The organism is Pseudomonas vancouverensis (assembly GCF_004348895.1).
Taxonomy (GTDB): Bacteria; Pseudomonadota; Gammaproteobacteria; order Pseudomonadales; family Pseudomonadaceae; genus Aquipseudomonas; species Aquipseudomonas vancouverensis.
This window is the reverse complement of record NZ_RRZK01000003.1, coordinates 18,402-33,854: the sequence shown is the minus strand read 5'-3', so window position 1 is coordinate 33,854 and position 15,453 is coordinate 18,402. Positions and strand designations below refer to the sequence as shown.

The window sequence follows — 15,453 nt, the reverse complement described above, 5'->3', positions numbered from 1 at the left end:
AACGGACGATCGGTCAGTGATCACACTGTCAGAACATCCAGCGGCAGTTTCAGCTTGGCGGCCAGTGCCTGCGCTTCCAGGTGGCCGGCGGGCGCCAGCAAGCGCAGGGTTGCGCCCGATTGCGCAGCCATTTTTTGTGCTTCGCACACCAGCCGCTCGGCGACCCCACGGCGGCGAGTGATTTTTCTCACACACAAATGAGACAAGTGCCAAACGTCCGGGTGCCGTTGCAGGCGGGCGGCACCGAGCAGGCGGTCATTGAAGCGCCCGGCGATCAGTGAACCGTCCTGCAGGCAGTCTTCGATCAGCTGTGCATCGTTCGACAGCGGGGCAAACAGCCAATCCGGGGCGTCGTGGTAAATCTTCTGCAGATCCTGCCGATCCTGGCTAGTGGCATGGTTCAGCATCTCGACAATGATCGGCATGGAAATTCCTGTTGGGATATGACGCCAAGGAGATCAGATGACGTACGAAAGGTGATATCAGATTGCTTTTTCTGTCACGCGCAGATGGTAACCTCTGCCCGTTCGTCCGTCCCGCTGCGACCTGTTGTCGCACAACAAGGCGCTTCACTCTACAAAAACGGTCATGCGTGCATAAGGCCGAGGAGCAGGCGTGGGCGACGACAATACTAATAATTGGGGGATACACAATGACCACGAGCATCACGGCGGACGGCTTGAACGCCGATCAGCCTGCGTTCCTGTCCAAGGAGCGGATCATCGCCAAGCCCGGTTTCAACCGTTGGCTGGTACCACCGGCCGCGTTGGCCATTCACCTGTGCATCGGCATGGCCTACGGCTTTTCGGTGTTCTGGTTGCCGCTGTCCAAGGCGCTGGGCATCACCGCACCGGTGGCTTGTGCGCCGGACATGAGCTTTATCGCACAGGTCTTTTCTTCGCAGTGTGACTGGCCGATCTCGATGCTCGGCTGGATCTACACCCTGTTTTTCATCTTCCTGGGTTGCTCGGCGGCCATCTGGGGTGGCTGGCTCGAACACGCCGGCCCACGCAAGGCCGGTGTCGTTTCGGCGTTGTGCTGGTGTGGTGGCCTGCTGGTGTCGGCGCTGGGGATCTATACCCATCAGATCTGGCTGATGTGGATCGGCTCCGGGGTCATTGGCGGCATCGGCCTGGGCCTGGGTTACATCTCGCCGGTCTCGACCCTGATCAAGTGGTTCCCGGACAAGCGCGGCATGGCGACCGGCATGGCAATCATGGGCTTCGGTGGCGGCGCCATGGTCGGCGCACCGTTGGCGGCGGCGTTGATGGGGCATTTCGCTTCGCCAACCAGCGTCGGCGTGTGGCAAAGCTTCCTGGTGATGGCCGCGATCTATTTCGTGTTCATGATCGGTGGCGCACTGTCCTACCGTGTTCCGCCGACCGGCTGGAAGCCTGAAGGCTGGACGGCGCCGGCGAAAAAAGCTTCGAACGCGATGATCACCCACCGTCACGTGCATGTGAACGTCGCGTGGAAAACCCCGCAATTTCGCCTGGTGTGGCTGGTGCTGTGCCTGAACGTGTCGGCCGGTATCGGCATCCTAGGCATGGCTTCGCCACTGTTGCAGGAAGTGTTCGCGGGCAAACTGCTGGGCAATGACCTGACTTTCGGTCAACTGGATGCCTCGCAATTGGCCTCGATCGCGGCTATCGCTGCCGGCTTCACCGGTTTGTTGAGCCTGTTCAACATCGGTGGTCGCTTTTTCTGGGCTTCGTTCTCGGACTACCTGGGTCGCAAAAACACCTATTTCGTGTTCTTCGCCCTGGGTTTTGCTTTGTACGCGCTGATCCCGAACCTGGGTCATCTGGGTAACGTGGCGCTGTTCGTGACGGCGTTCTGCATCATCCTGTCGATGTATGGTGGTGGTTTTGCGACCGTTCCGGCTTATCTGGCGGACCTGTTCGGCACGCAGATGGTCGGTGCGATCCATGGTCGTCTGCTGACGGCGTGGGCGGCGGCGGGCGTGTTGGGTCCGGTGCTGGTGAACTACCTGCGCGAGTATCAGCTGAGCATTGGCGTCGAGCGCGCGGCTGCGTACGACATCACCCTGTACATCCTCGCTGGCCTGCTGGTGCTGGGTTTCCTCTGCAACCTGCTGGTGCGTCCGGTGGCGGACAAGTACTTCATGACCGACGCCGAACTGGCGGCCGAACAGGCGCTGGGCCACGACAAGGGTGCTGACAGCGCGACAGTTCTGGAGTGGAAAGCTGCGCCAGGCACCAAGCCCCTGGCGATTGCCGCCTGGCTGGTGGTAGGGATTCCGTTGGCGTGGGGTGTTTGGGTAACCCTGCAGAAGACTGCGGTACTGTTTCACTAAGGTGCAGGCCTGAAGTTCTTCAGGCCAACGCTAAACCTGTGGGAGCTAGCTCGCTCCCACAGGGTTTTGTGTCCTCTTCAGTTATCCGCAAGCTGCGATTCATGGCTTGTATGGACATGTCTATCCCCGAGCTCATGGGCCTCATTCCGTCAGCGATACCACCTTCCGTGTTTCTGTTTGGCGCCCGCACGCCTATAATGGCTGCCTTTTTCGCCCAATGATTTTGCGGAGCTGGTGATGGCCGAACGTAAGGCGTCTGTCGAGCGCGACACTCTGGAAACCCAGATCAAAGCCTCGATCAACCTCGATGGCACCGGAAAGGCCCGATTCGATATCGGTGTTCCTTTTCTTGAGCACATGCTGGACCAGATCGCCCGTCACGGGTTGATCGACCTGGATATCCAATGCAAGGGCGATCTGCATATCGACGACCACCACACCGTGGAAGACGTCGGTATCACCCTCGGCCAGGCTTTTGCCAAAGCCATCGGCGACAAGAAAGGCATCCGTCGCTACGGCCACGCCTACGTACCGCTCGATGAAGCGCTGTCGCGCGTGGTGATCGACTTCTCCGGCCGCCCAGGCCTACAAATGCACGTGCCGTACACCCGCGCTACCGTGGGCGGCTTCGACGTGGATCTGTTCCAGGAGTTTTTCCAGGGCTTCGTCAACCATGCCCTGGTCAGCCTGCACATCGACAACCTGCGTGGCACCAACACCCACCACCAGATCGAAACCGTGTTCAAGGCTTTCGGCCGCGCCCTGCGCATGGCCGTGGAGCTCGATGAGCGCATGGCCGGGCAAATGCCATCGACCAAGGGCGTTCTGTAATGCAGACAGTCGCGGTTATCGATTACGGCATGGGCAACCTGCATTCGGTGGCCAAGGCCCTCGAACACGTGGGTGCCGGCAAGGTGCTGATCACCAGTGATGCCAACGTGATTCGCGAAGCCGACCGGGTGGTATTCCCCGGTGTTGGCGCGATTCGCGATTGCATGGCGGAGATCCGTCGCCTCGGGTTTGATTCGCTGGTTCGTGAGGTCAGCCAGGACCGTCCGTTCCTGGGCATCTGCGTGGGCATGCAAGCCTTGCTCGACCATAGCGAAGAAAACGACGGTGTCGATTGCATCGGCCTGTTTCCTGGCGAAGTGAAGTTCTTCGGCAAGGATCTGGTTGAAGACGGCGAGCACCTGAAAGTCCCGCACATGGGCTGGAACCAGGTAAAGCAGAAAGTCAGCCACCCGCTGTGGCATGACATTCCGGACATGGCGCGTTTCTACTTCGTGCACAGCTACTACATCGCCGCTGCCAACGCGCGGCAGGTGGTCGGCGGCGGTCACTACGGTGTCGATTTCGCCGCGGCGCTGGCCGAAGGTTCGCGTTTCGCCGTGCAGTTCCACCCCGAAAAGAGCCATACCCATGGCCTGCAGTTGCTGCAGAACTTCGCTGCGTGGGACGGTCGCTGGTAAATGGCAATCAAGAAGAAGCCGCCGATCCTGACCCTCACTCCCGAGCAGGAGAGCGAGGCCAATCGCAAGATCAAGCGTTTCATGGAAGACCGCTTCGAACTCGACCTCGGCTCGTTCGAGGCGGCTGAGATTCTTGAGCTGTTTACCCGTGAAATTGCTCCGCACTATTACAACAGGGCGATTTTCGATGTGCAGGCGCACCTCAAAGAGAGGTTCGAAAGCATCGAAAGCGACCTGTGGGCGCTCGAGAAAAACTGATTTCCGAGCCAAGCTGAACATTCAAATTTGAAGGTTTGCCAGATGCTGATTATCCCCGCTATCGATCTTAAAGACGGCGCCTGTGTTCGCCTGCGTCAGGGCCGCATGGAAGATTCCACAGTGTTCTCCGATGACCCGGTGAGCATGGCTGCCAAGTGGGTGGAGGGCGGTTGCCGTCGTCTGCATCTGGTCGATCTGAACGGCGCCTTCGAAGGCCAGCCGGTCAATGGCGAAGTCGTCACCGCCATCGCCAAACGCTACCCGAACCTGCCGATCCAGATCGGTGGCGGCATCCGTTCGCTGGAAACCATCGAGCACTACGTCAAGGCCGGCGTGAGCTACGTGATCATCGGCACCAAGGCGGTGAAGGATCCGGCATTCGTCGCCGAAGCCTGTCGTGCGTTCCCGGGCAAAATCATCGTTGGCCTGGACGCCAAGGACGGTTTTGTCGCCACCGATGGCTGGGCTGAAATCAGCACTGTGCAGGTCATCGATCTGGCCAAGCAGTTTGAAGCCGATGGCGTGTCCTCGATCGTGTATACCGACATCGCCAAAGACGGCATGATGCAGGGCTGCAACGTACCCTTCACCGCTGCCCTGGCTGCTGCGACCAAGATCCCGGTGATCGCTTCCGGCGGTATCCACAACCTCGGTGACATCAAGACCCTGCTCGACGCCAAGGCGCCAGGCATCATCGGTGCAATCACTGGCCGGGCGATCTACGAAGGCACCCTCGACGTCGCCGAAGCGCAAGCTTTCTGCGATTCGTACAAAGGCTGAGGACTGACCATGGCGCTGGCCAAACGCATCATCCCTTGCCTGGACGTGGACAACGGCCGGGTGGTCAAGGGTGTGAAGTTCGAAAACATCCGTGACGCCGGTGACCCGGTGGAAATCGCCCGTCGCTACGACGAGCAGGGCGCGGACGAGATTACCTTTCTCGACATCACCGCCAGCGTCGATGGCCGTGACACTACGCTGCACACCGTCGAGCGCATGGCCAGCCAGGTGTTCATCCCGCTGACCGTCGGCGGTGGCGTGCGCACCGTGCAGGACATCCGCAATCTGCTCAACGCTGGCGCGGACAAGGTCTCGATCAACACCGCGGCGGTGTTCAATCCGGAATTCGTTGGTGAGGCGGCGCAGCATTTCGGCTCGCAATGCATAGTCGTAGCCATCGATGCGAAGAAGGTGTCCGGCCCGGGCGAAACCCCGCGCTGGGAAATCTTCACCCACGGCGGCCGCAAGCCGACCGGCCTCGACGCGGTCGAGTGGGCGAAAAAAATGGAAGGCCTGGGTGCCGGTGAAATCCTGCTGACCAGCATGGACCAGGACGGCATGAAAAACGGCTTCGACCTGGGCGTTACCCGCGCTATCAGCGATGCATTGGGGATTCCGGTGATTGCTTCCGGCGGTGTCGGCAACCTGCAGCACCTGGCCGACGGCATCCTCGAAGGCCATGCCAGTGCGGTACTGGCGGCGAGTATTTTCCACTTTGGCGAATACTCGGTGCAGGAAGCCAAGGCGTTTATGGCACACCGCGGAATTGTGATGCGCTGAACAAACCAATGCAGGCCAGTGGACATCATGGCGTGCCCAAGGCACTCTTGGGTACGCCATGGATTTCGGTAGCCAGTCATGTTTAAACGTTTTCTTCTCGTGCTCGCCAGTGCCTCCCTGTTATTGATCAACGGAGCACACGCCGCCGACAGCCCCGATACCGACATGGTGTTGCTGACGGAAAACTTCCCGCCCTATAACATGGCGAAAAACGGCAAGAACTTCGCTCAGGACGAGAATATCAATGGCATCGCCACGGACATCGTCCGCGAGATGTTCAAGCGTGCCGAGATCACCTATAGCCTGACGCTGCGCTTCCCTTGGGAGCGAATCTACAAACTCACCCTGGAAAAACCCGGCTACGGCGTGTTCGTCATGGCGCGGCTGCCCGATCGCGAGAAACTGTTCAAATGGGTCGGCCCCATCGGCCCGGACGACTGGATCATGCTGGCCAAGGCTGACAGCAAGATCACCCTCGAAAACCTGGATGATGCGCGCAAGTACAAGATTGGCGCCTACAAGGGTGACGCGATTGCCGAAACCCTGGCCAAGCAGGGCCTGAACCCGATTGTTGTGCTGCGTGATCAGGACAACGCGAAAAAGCTGGTTAATGGCCAGATCGACCTGTGGGCCACCGGAGATCCTGCCGGCCGTTACCTGGCGCGACAGGATGGTGTGACCGGGCTGAAGACGGTGCTGCGCTTCAACAGTGCTGAACTCTATCTGGCGCTGAACAAGGACGTGCCGGACGAGATGGTGGCCAAGCTTCAGGCCGCACTGGATCAGATGCGCAAGGATGGTCGGGTGGACGAGATCATGGCGCGGTATCTCTAACTGTTGGCGGGTCTGACAGTGGGTCAGGTTCTTCTTCGGTTGTAAATTCAGTCAAATACAGGCTGCTTACCTCGGTGAAGCTGACCCCGGTCGTTACTTCAGTGCCGTTTTCGCGAAGCAGTTTGTAATCGCTTTGCATTAGATAAGCCGCCATGGCTTTGTTTTTTGCAACGAGAGCGAGGAATTCCGTTTCCGCCGAGTCGAACCAGTTGCTGGATGTACTTTCGGTGTGAGCAAAGTCGTGGCTCAGTCGGGCCGAAAAGGTGATCGGACCGCTGTCTGGTTTCATTGGCCATTGGCCTGCGAATTCAACAGAGCTGGCGTGGGCGAATGCCTGCAGCTTTTCGGAGCTCTGCAGTCGAGGTACTTTCCATTTGACGGTCTGCGCCTCGGTCCCTGTGTTATGGCTATAGCCAACGAGTATGTACTTATCGGTTCTCTCCATTCGATAGAACGGTGAAGTGCGTGTTTGTTCAAGTGCGGGCAGATCAGGGTCGGTGATCGTGAACCAGGGCAGTCTCGCAATTTGAGTGACCCTGACTGCTTCGACCGGCAAGGGCTGCTTTTGCCCGGATAGTGTCGGCGCTTTCGGTGGGGGATTGACCTGAACCGGTATCTGCATTCGCAATGAATAGGCAGGGAGGTTTGTCGCAGGCCGCGCATGCCCTTCGACACCGATAAAGCTGCCGGGAGCAAAGTAGACTTCTCCCGCCGCAGCCGCCGGCGGCTGGACGCTCCAGGCACTGAAGTCCTGTTTGGCACCGCTGTCCTTGTCGTTCCAGATCAATTTGCCGACGAATGCGCCGATCACCAGATCGGCCCGTACGCAACGCACCGTATTGAGCGAAGGCTTGTCACGATCAGCGCAGACCAGCCCAAGCGCAACGTAACCATCGGGTGGGATTGGCCGCCAGATCGTACAGTCTGCGTCGGTTCTGGAGCCTGCACTTCTCCAGACGAGTTCAAAGTCGGTTGGCGGGCGGAGTGCTTTGGCCTTCGCTCCGTCTGTGTTCTGTGAATGGTCATCGCTGACAACGGCGACCACTCTTTTTCCGTCGATGCTGTCGAGTCCTGGGTGAGCAAGGTCGCCCAGCGGGAAAAATCCCGGGAGCAGATCCGCGGTAGGGGTCGGGCGCCAGAAGCTACAGGGCTGCGATCTTGAGCGTCTGTTGTCCCAGATGCGCTGAAACTCAGAGGTAAAGCCGATCAGCAGGTTGTCGACTTTGATCGGCTCCATTGGCAAGGGGCTGGGCGTTTGATTTTCTTCGGTGCTCATGCTCAATCCTGATAGTTGAAATTCGACTTGGGGAAGTCGCGAACGGTCGAGTTCCAACTATCTGGCGTTGAGCAGGCTGCAGGGCGGTAATTATTTATGGGGTATGGCAGGGCATTTATCGGTAGATGCCGTCTTTCCCGTGAGCGGCCATGGCGCGATTGCCGCGCAGGCTGATCATCTGCTTGATATCGATCCACTCGATGCCCTGGGACTTGAGCTTTGGCAGTTCCCGCTCAAGCACCGCCAGTGTCTGTGGATAGGGGTGTCCGATCATCACGGCGGAACCCTGTTTCTTCGCCAGGCTGATCGCCGTTTGCAGTTGAGTGAAGATCGCTGCCTCGGTGCGTTCGTCATCCAGAAACACGTCCCGCGAAACATGCGCAAGGCCGATCTTCTGCGCCTCTGCCGCAGCTACGGTCTGGGCGCTGGTGCGGCTGTCGACAAAGAACTTGTGCCGTTGCTGCAAGTTCGCCATCAACCAGGCCATGGCACCCGGTTGCGCGGTCATGCGGCTGCCCATGTGGTTGTTGATGCCGCTGGTGTAAGGGACCATTTTGAATGCGGCGTCGAGGCGTTTTTCCAGCTCTTCGATGGGCAGCTCGGGGTGCCAGGCGAAGGGCCCGGTGGCCGGGTCCATGGGCATGTGCAGGATGACGATCTTGCCGGCGCGATGGGCTTCCCGGGCAAACTCGGTGGCATGGGGGGTGTCCGGCATGATGGCCGTGGTGACCGGGCCGGGCAGGGCCAGCACGCGGCGATCCCGGGGCAGGTTTTGCCCCAGGTCGTCGATGATCAGGGTCAGGTAAGCCTTTTGAGGTGTTGCTTTGGCGGGCTCTGCTTGAGCAGCACCCGCCAGACAGCACAGCAGAACGATCAGTAACCGCAAACGCATCTCAACGGCCGGACGTAATGCTCAGCCCTTTGAGCAGGCTCAGGGCCTGGGCCAGTTGGTAATCGTCGTCCTGCGGCATCGGCTTGGCCTTGCCGCCGGAACCGGTCGGTTTGTCGGCGCCGCCGTTGCCGTTGCCGAGGTGGCCTTGCAGGTCGGCTTCCTTGAAGTAGTCGTTGTCCTGCTCGCTGGTGATCTTCGCCTTGCGCACTTCAATGTCCGGGACGATGCCCTGGGCCTGGATCGAACGGCCATTCGGCGTGTAGTACAGCGCGGTGGTGATCTTCAACGCACGATCATTGTTCAGCGGCAGCACGGTTTGCACCGAGCCCTTGCCGAAACTGGTGGTACCCATGAGCACGGCCCGTTTCTGGTCCTGCAGGGCGCCGGCAACAATTTCCGAAGCCGAAGCACTGCCGCCGTTGATCAGCACAACCATAGGCACCGCTTCGCTTTCGTCTTTGCCGGTAGCGGAGAATCGCAGTTCGGAGTTGGCAATGCGGCCCTTGGTGTAGACGATCAGGCCCTTGGTGATGAAATGGTCAACCACTTCCACCGCGGCCTGCAGCACGCCACCCGGGTTGTTGCGCAGGTCGAGGATGATGCCGTTGAGCTTCTTACCGTTGTCCTTGCGCAGTTTGGCGAGGGCCTTGGAGACCTCTTCGCCGGTCTTGACCTGGAACTGGGTGATGCGGATCAGGCCATAGCCCGACTCCAGCAGCTGCGCCTTGACGCTCTTGACCTGGATCACAGCGCGGGCCAGGGTCACGTCGAACGGCGTACCGCCGTCACGCACCAGGGTCAGGGTGATTTTCTGGCCGATCTTGCCGCGCATCTTGTCCACGGCTTCGGTCATGCTCTGGCCGCGGGTTGGCTGGCCGTTGATCTTGACGATGAAGTCGCCCGCCTGAATGCCGGCCTTGGAGGCCGGGGTGTCATCGATCGGCGATACCACCTTGATGAAGCCGTCTTCGGCGCCGACTTCGATGCCCAGGCCGCCGAACTCACCGCTGGTGCTTTCCTGCAGCTCGGCGAAATCTTCAGGGCCGAGATAGGCCGAGTGTGGGTCGAGGTTGCTGAGCATGCCCTTGATGGCATTCTCCAGCAGGGTCTTGTCGTCCACCGGCTCGACATAGGCGGCTTTGATCCGGTCCATCACCTCGGCAAAGGTGCGCAACTCGTCCAGCGGCAGCGGCGCCTTGGTGGTCGCAGCTGTGCCCGCAGGCGCAACTGCCGGGACCGGTTGCGCAGCGAACGCCAGAGGCGCGCCGATCACCAGTGCGATCGTCAGGGCCAGCGAGTTAAGGCGGGACAAATGCAGCATGTCTAACGAACTCCTAATGTAGGTGACTCAACGCCTATCCTTGCGCGTGGCACCATTGCGCCGGATCACTCGGGTGACCCTGCTGACGAATTGCAAAATACAGCGCTGGGGTGTCCTGGCCGCCACTGTTACCGACAGTGGAGATAAGCTCACCCGCTTTGACCACGTCACCGGCTGACTTGAGCAGCGTCTGGTTGTGGCCGTAAAGACTCAAATAACCGTTGCCGTGGTCGAGAATCACCAGCAGCCCTGCACCGCGCAGCCAGTCGGCGAACACCACACGGCCGCCATGCACGGCATGCACTGCGCTGCCGGCGGACGCGGCGATCATCACGCCGTCCCACTTGGTGCGCGAGTCATCACCACGGGTTTCACCGAAGCGTGCCAGCAGTCGACCATCGACAGGCCATGGAAGTTTTCCCCGGGTTGCGGCAAAAGGTCCGCCAAATGTCTCGCCGGAGCTGGAAACCAGTGCGCCAGGTGTCGATCTGACTGGTTTGCGTGGGGCGTCATCGCCGGCATCTGCCTGGGCTTGAGCCTCACGTAAACGCTTTTTTTCGGCTTCCTGCTGGGCGATCAGCGCTTTTTGCCGCGCTTCTTCTGCCTCACGGGCCTGGCGAGCCAGCGTTTCTTCAATGGTTTTAAGGACTTTAGACAGGTCTGCCTGATCCTGCTCGCGCGCCGCCAATTTCTGATCGCGTGCCTTTACATCGTCATTGAGCTTGGCGAGGACTTGTTGGCGTTCCTGGCGGACTTTTTCCAGTTCGCTGCGCTGGCTGTCGAGGCTGCTTTGCTGCACCAACAGTTGCGCCTGCTGCATGGAGATATCTTTTTCGACATTGCTCAACTGGCGCAGGGTTTCGTTGAAGTTTTTCAGCTGCTCCAGGCGGGCCTGGCTCAGATAGTCGTAATAGGTGAGGGTTCGGGCGAATTTCTCGGGGTTCTGCTGGTTGAGCAGCAGCTTGAGGTATTCCTGCCGACCGTTCTGATAGGCCGCACGGGCCTGGATGGCGATCAGTCGTTGCTGTTCAGTGCGCGCGCTCTGGAGTTTTTTTTTCTCGGCATCGAGTCGCTGCAACTCGGCTTCGCTTTTCTTCAGCTCTTTTTGCAGGGCATCGACCTGCTTTTCGAGCTTGCCCATCTCGGTTTCAGTGCCCTTGAGCTCTTTCTGCACGCCGGATTTCTCTTCCTGCAGCTTGCCCAGCAGCTTCTTCAGCTCGGCAATGTCCTGACGCGTGGCCTCCAACTGTTGTTGGGTATCCGCGCGCTCGTCGGCAAAGGCCGGTTGGAGCAGGCATGTCAGAGCGAGGGCTATCAGGACGCGAAGCATAGAGGCGGGCGACACCAGGGAAAGGGACGGCCTAGTATGCCCGCCATGGCCGGCAAAAAAAATGCCCATTTCTGACTGTGTGATAACCGGGGCGTCAGACAGAGTGAAATCCTCATTGAAAACCCCACAAACCATTGTGGGAGCGGGCTTGCCCGCGATGGCGTCTGACCATTCAACATAGTTGATGGCTGTCAGATTGCTATCGCTGGCAAGCCAGCTCCCACAGGGTACTGCGATGTTTGCAGGGTCGGGTTACACCAGAATCGAAGTCCCGGTCATTTCCTTCGGCTGTTCCAGGCCCAACAGCTTGAGCATGGTCGGCGCGACATCCGCCAACACGCCGCCTTCGCGGACCTTGAGGTCGCGCTTGCCGACATAGATGAACGGCACCGGCTCGGTGGTGTGCGCAGTGTGCGCCTGGCCGGTGGCTTCGTCGGACATTTGCTCGACGTTGCCATGGTCTGCGGTGATCAGCGCTTCGCCGCCGACTTTTTCCAGCGCGTCGACGATGCGGCCAACGCACTGGTCCAGGCACTCGACGGCCTTGACCGCGGCTTCGAACACACCGCTGTGGCCGACCATGTCACCGTTGGCGTAGTTGACCACGATCACGTCGTAGCGCTGGTTTTCGATGGCATCGACGATACGGTCGGTGACTTCCGGGGCGCTCATCTCCGGTTGCAGGTCGTAGGTAGCGACCTTTGGCGACGGGATCAGGATGCGTTCTTCACCCGGGAACGGTTCTTCACGACCGCCGGAGAAGAAGAAGGTCACGTGGGCATATTTTTCGGTTTCGGCGATGCGCAACTGGGTCTTGCCGTTTTTCGCCAGGTAGTCGCCCAGCACGTTTTCCAGGCTGCCCGGGGCAAAGGCGGCAGGGGCCGGAATGCTGGCGGCGTATTGGGTCAGGCCCACGTACTGCACTTTTGGCTGGCGTGCGCGCTCGAATTCCTTGAAGTCGTCTTCGACAAACACGCGGCTGAGTTCGCGGGCGCGGTCGGCACGGAAGTTCATGAACACCACGGCGTCGCCATCTTCGACCTTGACCGGTTCGCCGATGGAGGTGGCCTTGACGAATTCGTCGCTTTCACCACGCGCGTAGGCGGCTTCCAGGCCTTCCTGGGCCGTGGCCGCGTTGAATTCGCCCTTGCCGTCGACGATCAGGTTGTAGGCCTGGGACACGCGATCCCAGCGGTTGTCACGGTCCATGGCGAAGTAGCGGCCGATCAGGCTGGCGATCCGGCCTTTGCCCAACGCCTGGAAAGTTGCATCCAGCAGTTCGATCGACGATTGTGCGCTTTTTGGCGGCGTGTCACGACCATCGAGAAAGGCGTGCAGATAGATGTTTTGCGCACCACGCTTGAACGCCAGCTCGGCCATGGCGACCAGGTGATCCTGATGGCTGTGTACGCCGCCATCGGACAGCAGGCCCATGAAATGCACGGCTTTGCCGGCAGCGACGGCTTTGTCCACGGCGGCGCAGATGGTCGGGTTCTCGAAGAACTCGCCGTCGCGGATCGATTTGGTCACGCGGGTGAAATCCTGATACACCACGCGACCGGCGCCGAGGTTCATGTGGCCGACTTCGGAGTTGCCCATCTGGCCGTCCGGCAGGCCGACGTCCATGCCGCTGCCCGAGATCAAGCCGTTCGGCACGGTAGCCCACAGGCGATCCAGTACAGGTTTCTTCGCGGCGAAGACGGCGTTGGATTCAGGATTATCGCTGTGACCGAAGCCGTCGAGAATCATCAGGACCAAAGGTTTAGGCGTGGTAGTCATGGAATCCACTCGTGGCTGAGGTAAAAGGGGGTAATGGAAAAGGGAGTGGCAGTTTAATGCGAAGTTCCGGCCACGTCACCGCCGGACGGGGTTTGGCCCACCTTGGGGCCTGTGTATACTGGCCGACATTTTAACGCCCTGGAACCTCCTTCGATGGTTGCTCACCTGATTGAATTTGCCACTAACCACTACATTCTTGTCGGTATCTTCGTCGTACTGCTGGCGCTGCTGATCGCCCATACGATGCAGGGCGGCGGTCGCAGCCTGAGCACCGGTGAACTGACCGGCCTGGTCAACAAGGACGCAGGCATCGTGGTCGACATTCGTCCAACCAAGGATTTCGCCGCCGGTCACATCGTCGGCGCGCTGAACATTCCTCAGGACAAACTGGCTGCCCGCGTTGGCGAGCTGGAAAAACACAAGGCCAAGACCATCATCCTGGTCGACGCCATGGGTCAGACCGCTGGCACTCACGCTCGCGAACTGATGAAATCCGGCTTCACCGCTGCCAAGCTCTCCGGTGGTATTTCCACCTGGAAGGCCGACAATCTGCCGCTGGTGAAGTGATATGAGCAACGTCGTCGTCTATTCCAGCGATTACTGCCCTTACTGCTCGCGAGCCAAGTACCTGCTCGAGAACAAAGGCGTGGCCTTCGAAGAGATCAAGGTCGATGGCAAGCCGCAGGTGCGTGCGGCAATGGCCCAGAAGGCCGGGCGTACGTCCGTGCCGCAGATCTGGATCGGCAACACGCATGTCGGCGGTTGTGATGATTTGTTCGCCCTGGAGCGCGCCGGCAAGCTCGATGCGCTGCTCAAGGCGTGAGCGTAGTACCTGATAAGCACACCTAAAAAGACCCCTGGATCAAGAAGGATCTGCGATGACTGACCAACAGAACACCGCTGCGAACGAAGAAGAAACTGCACCGCAATTCTCCTTGCAGCGCATTTACGTGCGTGACCTGTCCTTCGAAGCCCCGAAAAGCCCGGCGATTTTCCGCCAGCAGTGGGAGCCGAGCGTCGCTCTGGACCTGAACACTCGCCAGAAGGCGCTGGAAGCTGACTTCCACGAAGTTGTGCTGACCCTGTCGGTTACCGTGAAAAACGGTGAAGAAGTGGCGTTCATCGCTGAAGTGCAACAGGCCGGGATCTTCCTGATCAAGAACCTCGACGATGCTTCGATGAGCCACACCCTGGGCGCGTTCTGCCCGAACATCCTGTTCCCGTACGCTCGCGAAACCCTGGACAGCCTGGTTACACGCGGTTCGTTCCCGGCGCTGATGCTGGCTCCGGTGAACTTCGACGCACTGTACGCACAAGAGCTGCAGCGCATGCAGGCTGCAGGCGAGACGCCGACCGTTCAGTAAACGCGTGCCAATTGTGGGAGCGAGCTTGCTCGCGATGAGGTCATCAGCTTCAACATCAATGTTGACTGATGCACCGCCATCGCGAGCAAGCTCGCTCCCACATTTTTTTGGGTGTTATTTAAAGTCGTTCTGCCGCCAGGCTTCGTACACCGCCACAGCGACCGTGTTCGACAGATTGAGGCTGCGACAGCCTTCGCGCATCGGCAGGCGCAGGCGTTGTTCGGCGGGCAACGAGTCGAGCACTTCAGCGGGCAGGCCCCGGCTTTCCGGGCCGAACAGGAACGCATCGCCTGCAACGAAGCTGGCATCATGGAATGGCCGCGAACCCTTGGTGGTGAAGGCGAATACCCTCGGGTTGCCCAGGCTTTCCAGGCAGCTGGCCAGGTCGGCGTGACGTTGCAGGGTGGCATACTCGTGATAATCGAGGCCGGCCCGGCGCAGGCGTTTGTCGTCCATCTCGAAGCCCAGCGGTTCGATCAAATGCAGGTGGCAGCCACTGTTGGCGCACAGCCTGATAACGTTGCCGGTATTCGGCGGAATTTCTGGTTGGAAAAGGATGACGTGAAACATGCACGGCTCCGAAGGTAAAGATGAGCGGCATTCTACGCCGCCAGCCGACTTTCGTTCGAAACTATTCCTGCGGGTGATGGGCTCGCTGGCGATTGTCGGGGTGATGGTGGGCCTGATGATCGGTCGCCTGACTACGCCTGATCCCACCGAGCTGCAGCAGGTTGAGGTGACGGGCGACGGCCTGGTGGTGTGGTTCAACAACGAACCCAAGGTCCATGGCGAGATCGTTGACGGTAGCGTCGCGCTGCTGTTCGGTGCCGAGGGTAAGGCGCGCAAAGGCCAGCTCAAGATCAACGACAAGGACGTGAACTGGCGGGTGCGCTTGAGTGATGGCGGGTTGTTGCTGACGCTGGTGGCGGCCCGACCCCTTCAGGGTGATTGGGCCGGCAGTGAGGTCGGTGACCGCTGGCGGCTGGAGATCCATCTCCGGGAGCAATAAAAGAGGGAATCCCCGGCCTGCCTGTACCAAGGTCCCCAAAACGG

At 59.8% G+C, this 15,453-nt stretch carries 18 protein-coding genes; 11 read left to right on the top strand and 7 right to left on the bottom strand.

Features of this window, described 5'->3' with window-relative positions; genetic code table 11:
• Positions 1-20: 20 nt before the first annotated feature.
• Entirely contained in the window at positions 21-425 is a 405-nt protein-coding gene (locus EIY72_RS02695; protein WP_093227628.1) for an acetyl-CoA sensor PanZ family protein, read from the bottom strand.
• Positions 426-652: 227 nt separating this feature from the next.
• Between EIY72_RS02695 and EIY72_RS02690 the strand changes: the two genes are divergently transcribed.
• The 7 genes from EIY72_RS02690 to EIY72_RS02660 all read left to right on the top strand — a co-directional run bounded on the left by EIY72_RS02690 (position 653) and on the right by EIY72_RS02660 (position 6,438).
• Positions 653-2,317, top strand: a complete 1,665-nt coding sequence (locus EIY72_RS02690; protein WP_093227626.1) for an OFA family MFS transporter — start codon at positions 653-655, stop codon at positions 2,315-2,317.
• Between the two features lie 237 nt (positions 2,318-2,554).
• Positions 2,555-3,148: an imidazoleglycerol-phosphate dehydratase HisB gene (gene hisB, locus EIY72_RS02685; protein WP_093227625.1), complete on the top strand. Its 594-nt coding sequence runs from the start codon at positions 2,555-2,557 to the stop codon at positions 3,146-3,148.
• The gene (hisH, locus tag EIY72_RS02680) at positions 3,148-3,786 is read left to right on the top strand and encodes an imidazole glycerol phosphate synthase subunit HisH (protein ID WP_093227623.1); all 639 of its coding nucleotides are present in this window, start codon (positions 3,148-3,150) and stop codon (positions 3,784-3,786) included. The genes hisB and hisH overlap by 1 nt, the downstream gene beginning before the upstream one ends.
• Entirely contained in the window at positions 3,787-4,044 is a 258-nt protein-coding gene (locus tag EIY72_RS02675; RefSeq protein WP_093227621.1) for a DUF2164 domain-containing protein, read from the top strand. It begins immediately after the preceding gene.
• 42 nt (positions 4,045-4,086) lie between these two features.
• Positions 4,087-4,824, top strand: a complete 738-nt coding sequence (gene hisA / locus EIY72_RS02670) for a 1-(5-phosphoribosyl)-5-[(5-phosphoribosylamino)methylideneamino]imidazole-4-carboxamide isomerase (protein ID WP_093227619.1) — start codon at positions 4,087-4,089, stop codon at positions 4,822-4,824.
• A gap of 9 nt (positions 4,825-4,833) precedes the next feature.
• Positions 4,834-5,604, top strand: a complete 771-nt coding sequence (gene hisF / locus EIY72_RS02665) for an imidazole glycerol phosphate synthase subunit HisF (protein ID WP_093227617.1) — start codon at positions 4,834-4,836, stop codon at positions 5,602-5,604.
• A gap of 78 nt (positions 5,605-5,682) precedes the next feature.
• A complete protein-coding gene (locus tag EIY72_RS02660; protein ID WP_093227615.1) occupies positions 5,683-6,438 on the top strand; it encodes a substrate-binding periplasmic protein in 756 nt (251 codons plus the stop codon).
• Here the strand turns inward: EIY72_RS02660 and EIY72_RS02655 are convergent.
• The 5 genes from EIY72_RS02655 to gpmI form a co-directional block, all read right to left on the bottom strand.
• The gene (locus EIY72_RS02655) at positions 6,419-7,714 is read right to left on the bottom strand and encodes a Vps62-related protein (RefSeq protein WP_093227613.1); all 1,296 of its coding nucleotides are present in this window, start codon (positions 7,712-7,714) and stop codon (positions 6,419-6,421) included. The two genes, EIY72_RS02660 and EIY72_RS02655, sit on opposite strands and share 20 nt — an antisense overlap.
• A gap of 115 nt (positions 7,715-7,829) precedes the next feature.
• Positions 7,830-8,606, bottom strand: coding sequence for a divergent polysaccharide deacetylase family protein (locus EIY72_RS02650; RefSeq protein WP_093227611.1), 777 nt, complete (start codon positions 8,604-8,606; stop codon positions 7,830-7,832).
• Position 8,607: 1 nt separating this feature from the next.
• Positions 8,608-9,927, bottom strand: coding sequence for a S41 family peptidase (locus EIY72_RS02645; RefSeq protein WP_093227609.1), 1,320 nt, complete (start codon positions 9,925-9,927; stop codon positions 8,608-8,610).
• Between the two features lie 34 nt (positions 9,928-9,961).
• Positions 9,962-11,257 (bottom strand): murein hydrolase activator EnvC family protein, encoded by a 1,296-nt coding sequence (locus tag EIY72_RS02640; protein ID WP_093227607.1) that lies wholly within the window; start codon positions 11,255-11,257, stop codon positions 9,962-9,964.
• Positions 11,258-11,509: 252 nt separating this feature from the next.
• Positions 11,510-13,036, bottom strand: a complete 1,527-nt coding sequence (gene gpmI, locus EIY72_RS02635; RefSeq protein WP_093227605.1) for a 2,3-bisphosphoglycerate-independent phosphoglycerate mutase — start codon at positions 13,034-13,036, stop codon at positions 11,510-11,512.
• A 153-nt stretch (positions 13,037-13,189) separates the two neighbouring features.
• Between gpmI and EIY72_RS02630 the strand changes: the two genes are divergently transcribed.
• Genes EIY72_RS02630 through secB form a run of 3 tightly spaced genes read left to right on the top strand, consistent with a single transcriptional unit; the run spans position 13,190 to position 14,400 of the window.
• A complete protein-coding gene (locus EIY72_RS02630; protein WP_093227603.1) occupies positions 13,190-13,603 on the top strand; it encodes a rhodanese-like domain-containing protein in 414 nt (137 codons plus the stop codon).
• Between the two features lies 1 nt (position 13,604).
• Entirely contained in the window at positions 13,605-13,859 is a 255-nt protein-coding gene (gene grxC, locus EIY72_RS02625; protein WP_093227601.1) for a glutaredoxin 3, read from the top strand.
• Positions 13,860-13,914: 55 nt separating this feature from the next.
• Positions 13,915-14,400 carry a protein-export chaperone SecB gene (secB, locus tag EIY72_RS02620; protein ID WP_093227599.1) on the top strand — a complete coding sequence of 162 codons (486 nt, stop codon included), beginning with the start codon at positions 13,915-13,917 and terminating at the stop codon, positions 14,398-14,400.
• Between the two features lie 114 nt (positions 14,401-14,514).
• Here secB and trmL read toward each other — a convergent pair whose 3' ends face one another.
• Positions 14,515-14,970, bottom strand: coding sequence for a tRNA (uridine(34)/cytosine(34)/5-carboxymethylaminomethyluridine(34)-2'-O)-methyltransferase TrmL (trmL, locus tag EIY72_RS02610; protein WP_093227597.1), 456 nt, complete (start codon positions 14,968-14,970; stop codon positions 14,515-14,517).
• Here trmL and EIY72_RS02605 point away from each other — a divergent pair.
• The gene (locus EIY72_RS02605; protein WP_093227595.1) at positions 14,969-15,409 is read left to right on the top strand and encodes a hypothetical protein; all 441 of its coding nucleotides are present in this window, start codon (positions 14,969-14,971) and stop codon (positions 15,407-15,409) included. The two genes, trmL and EIY72_RS02605, sit on opposite strands and share 2 nt — an antisense overlap.
• Positions 15,410-15,453: the final 44 nt, after the last annotated feature.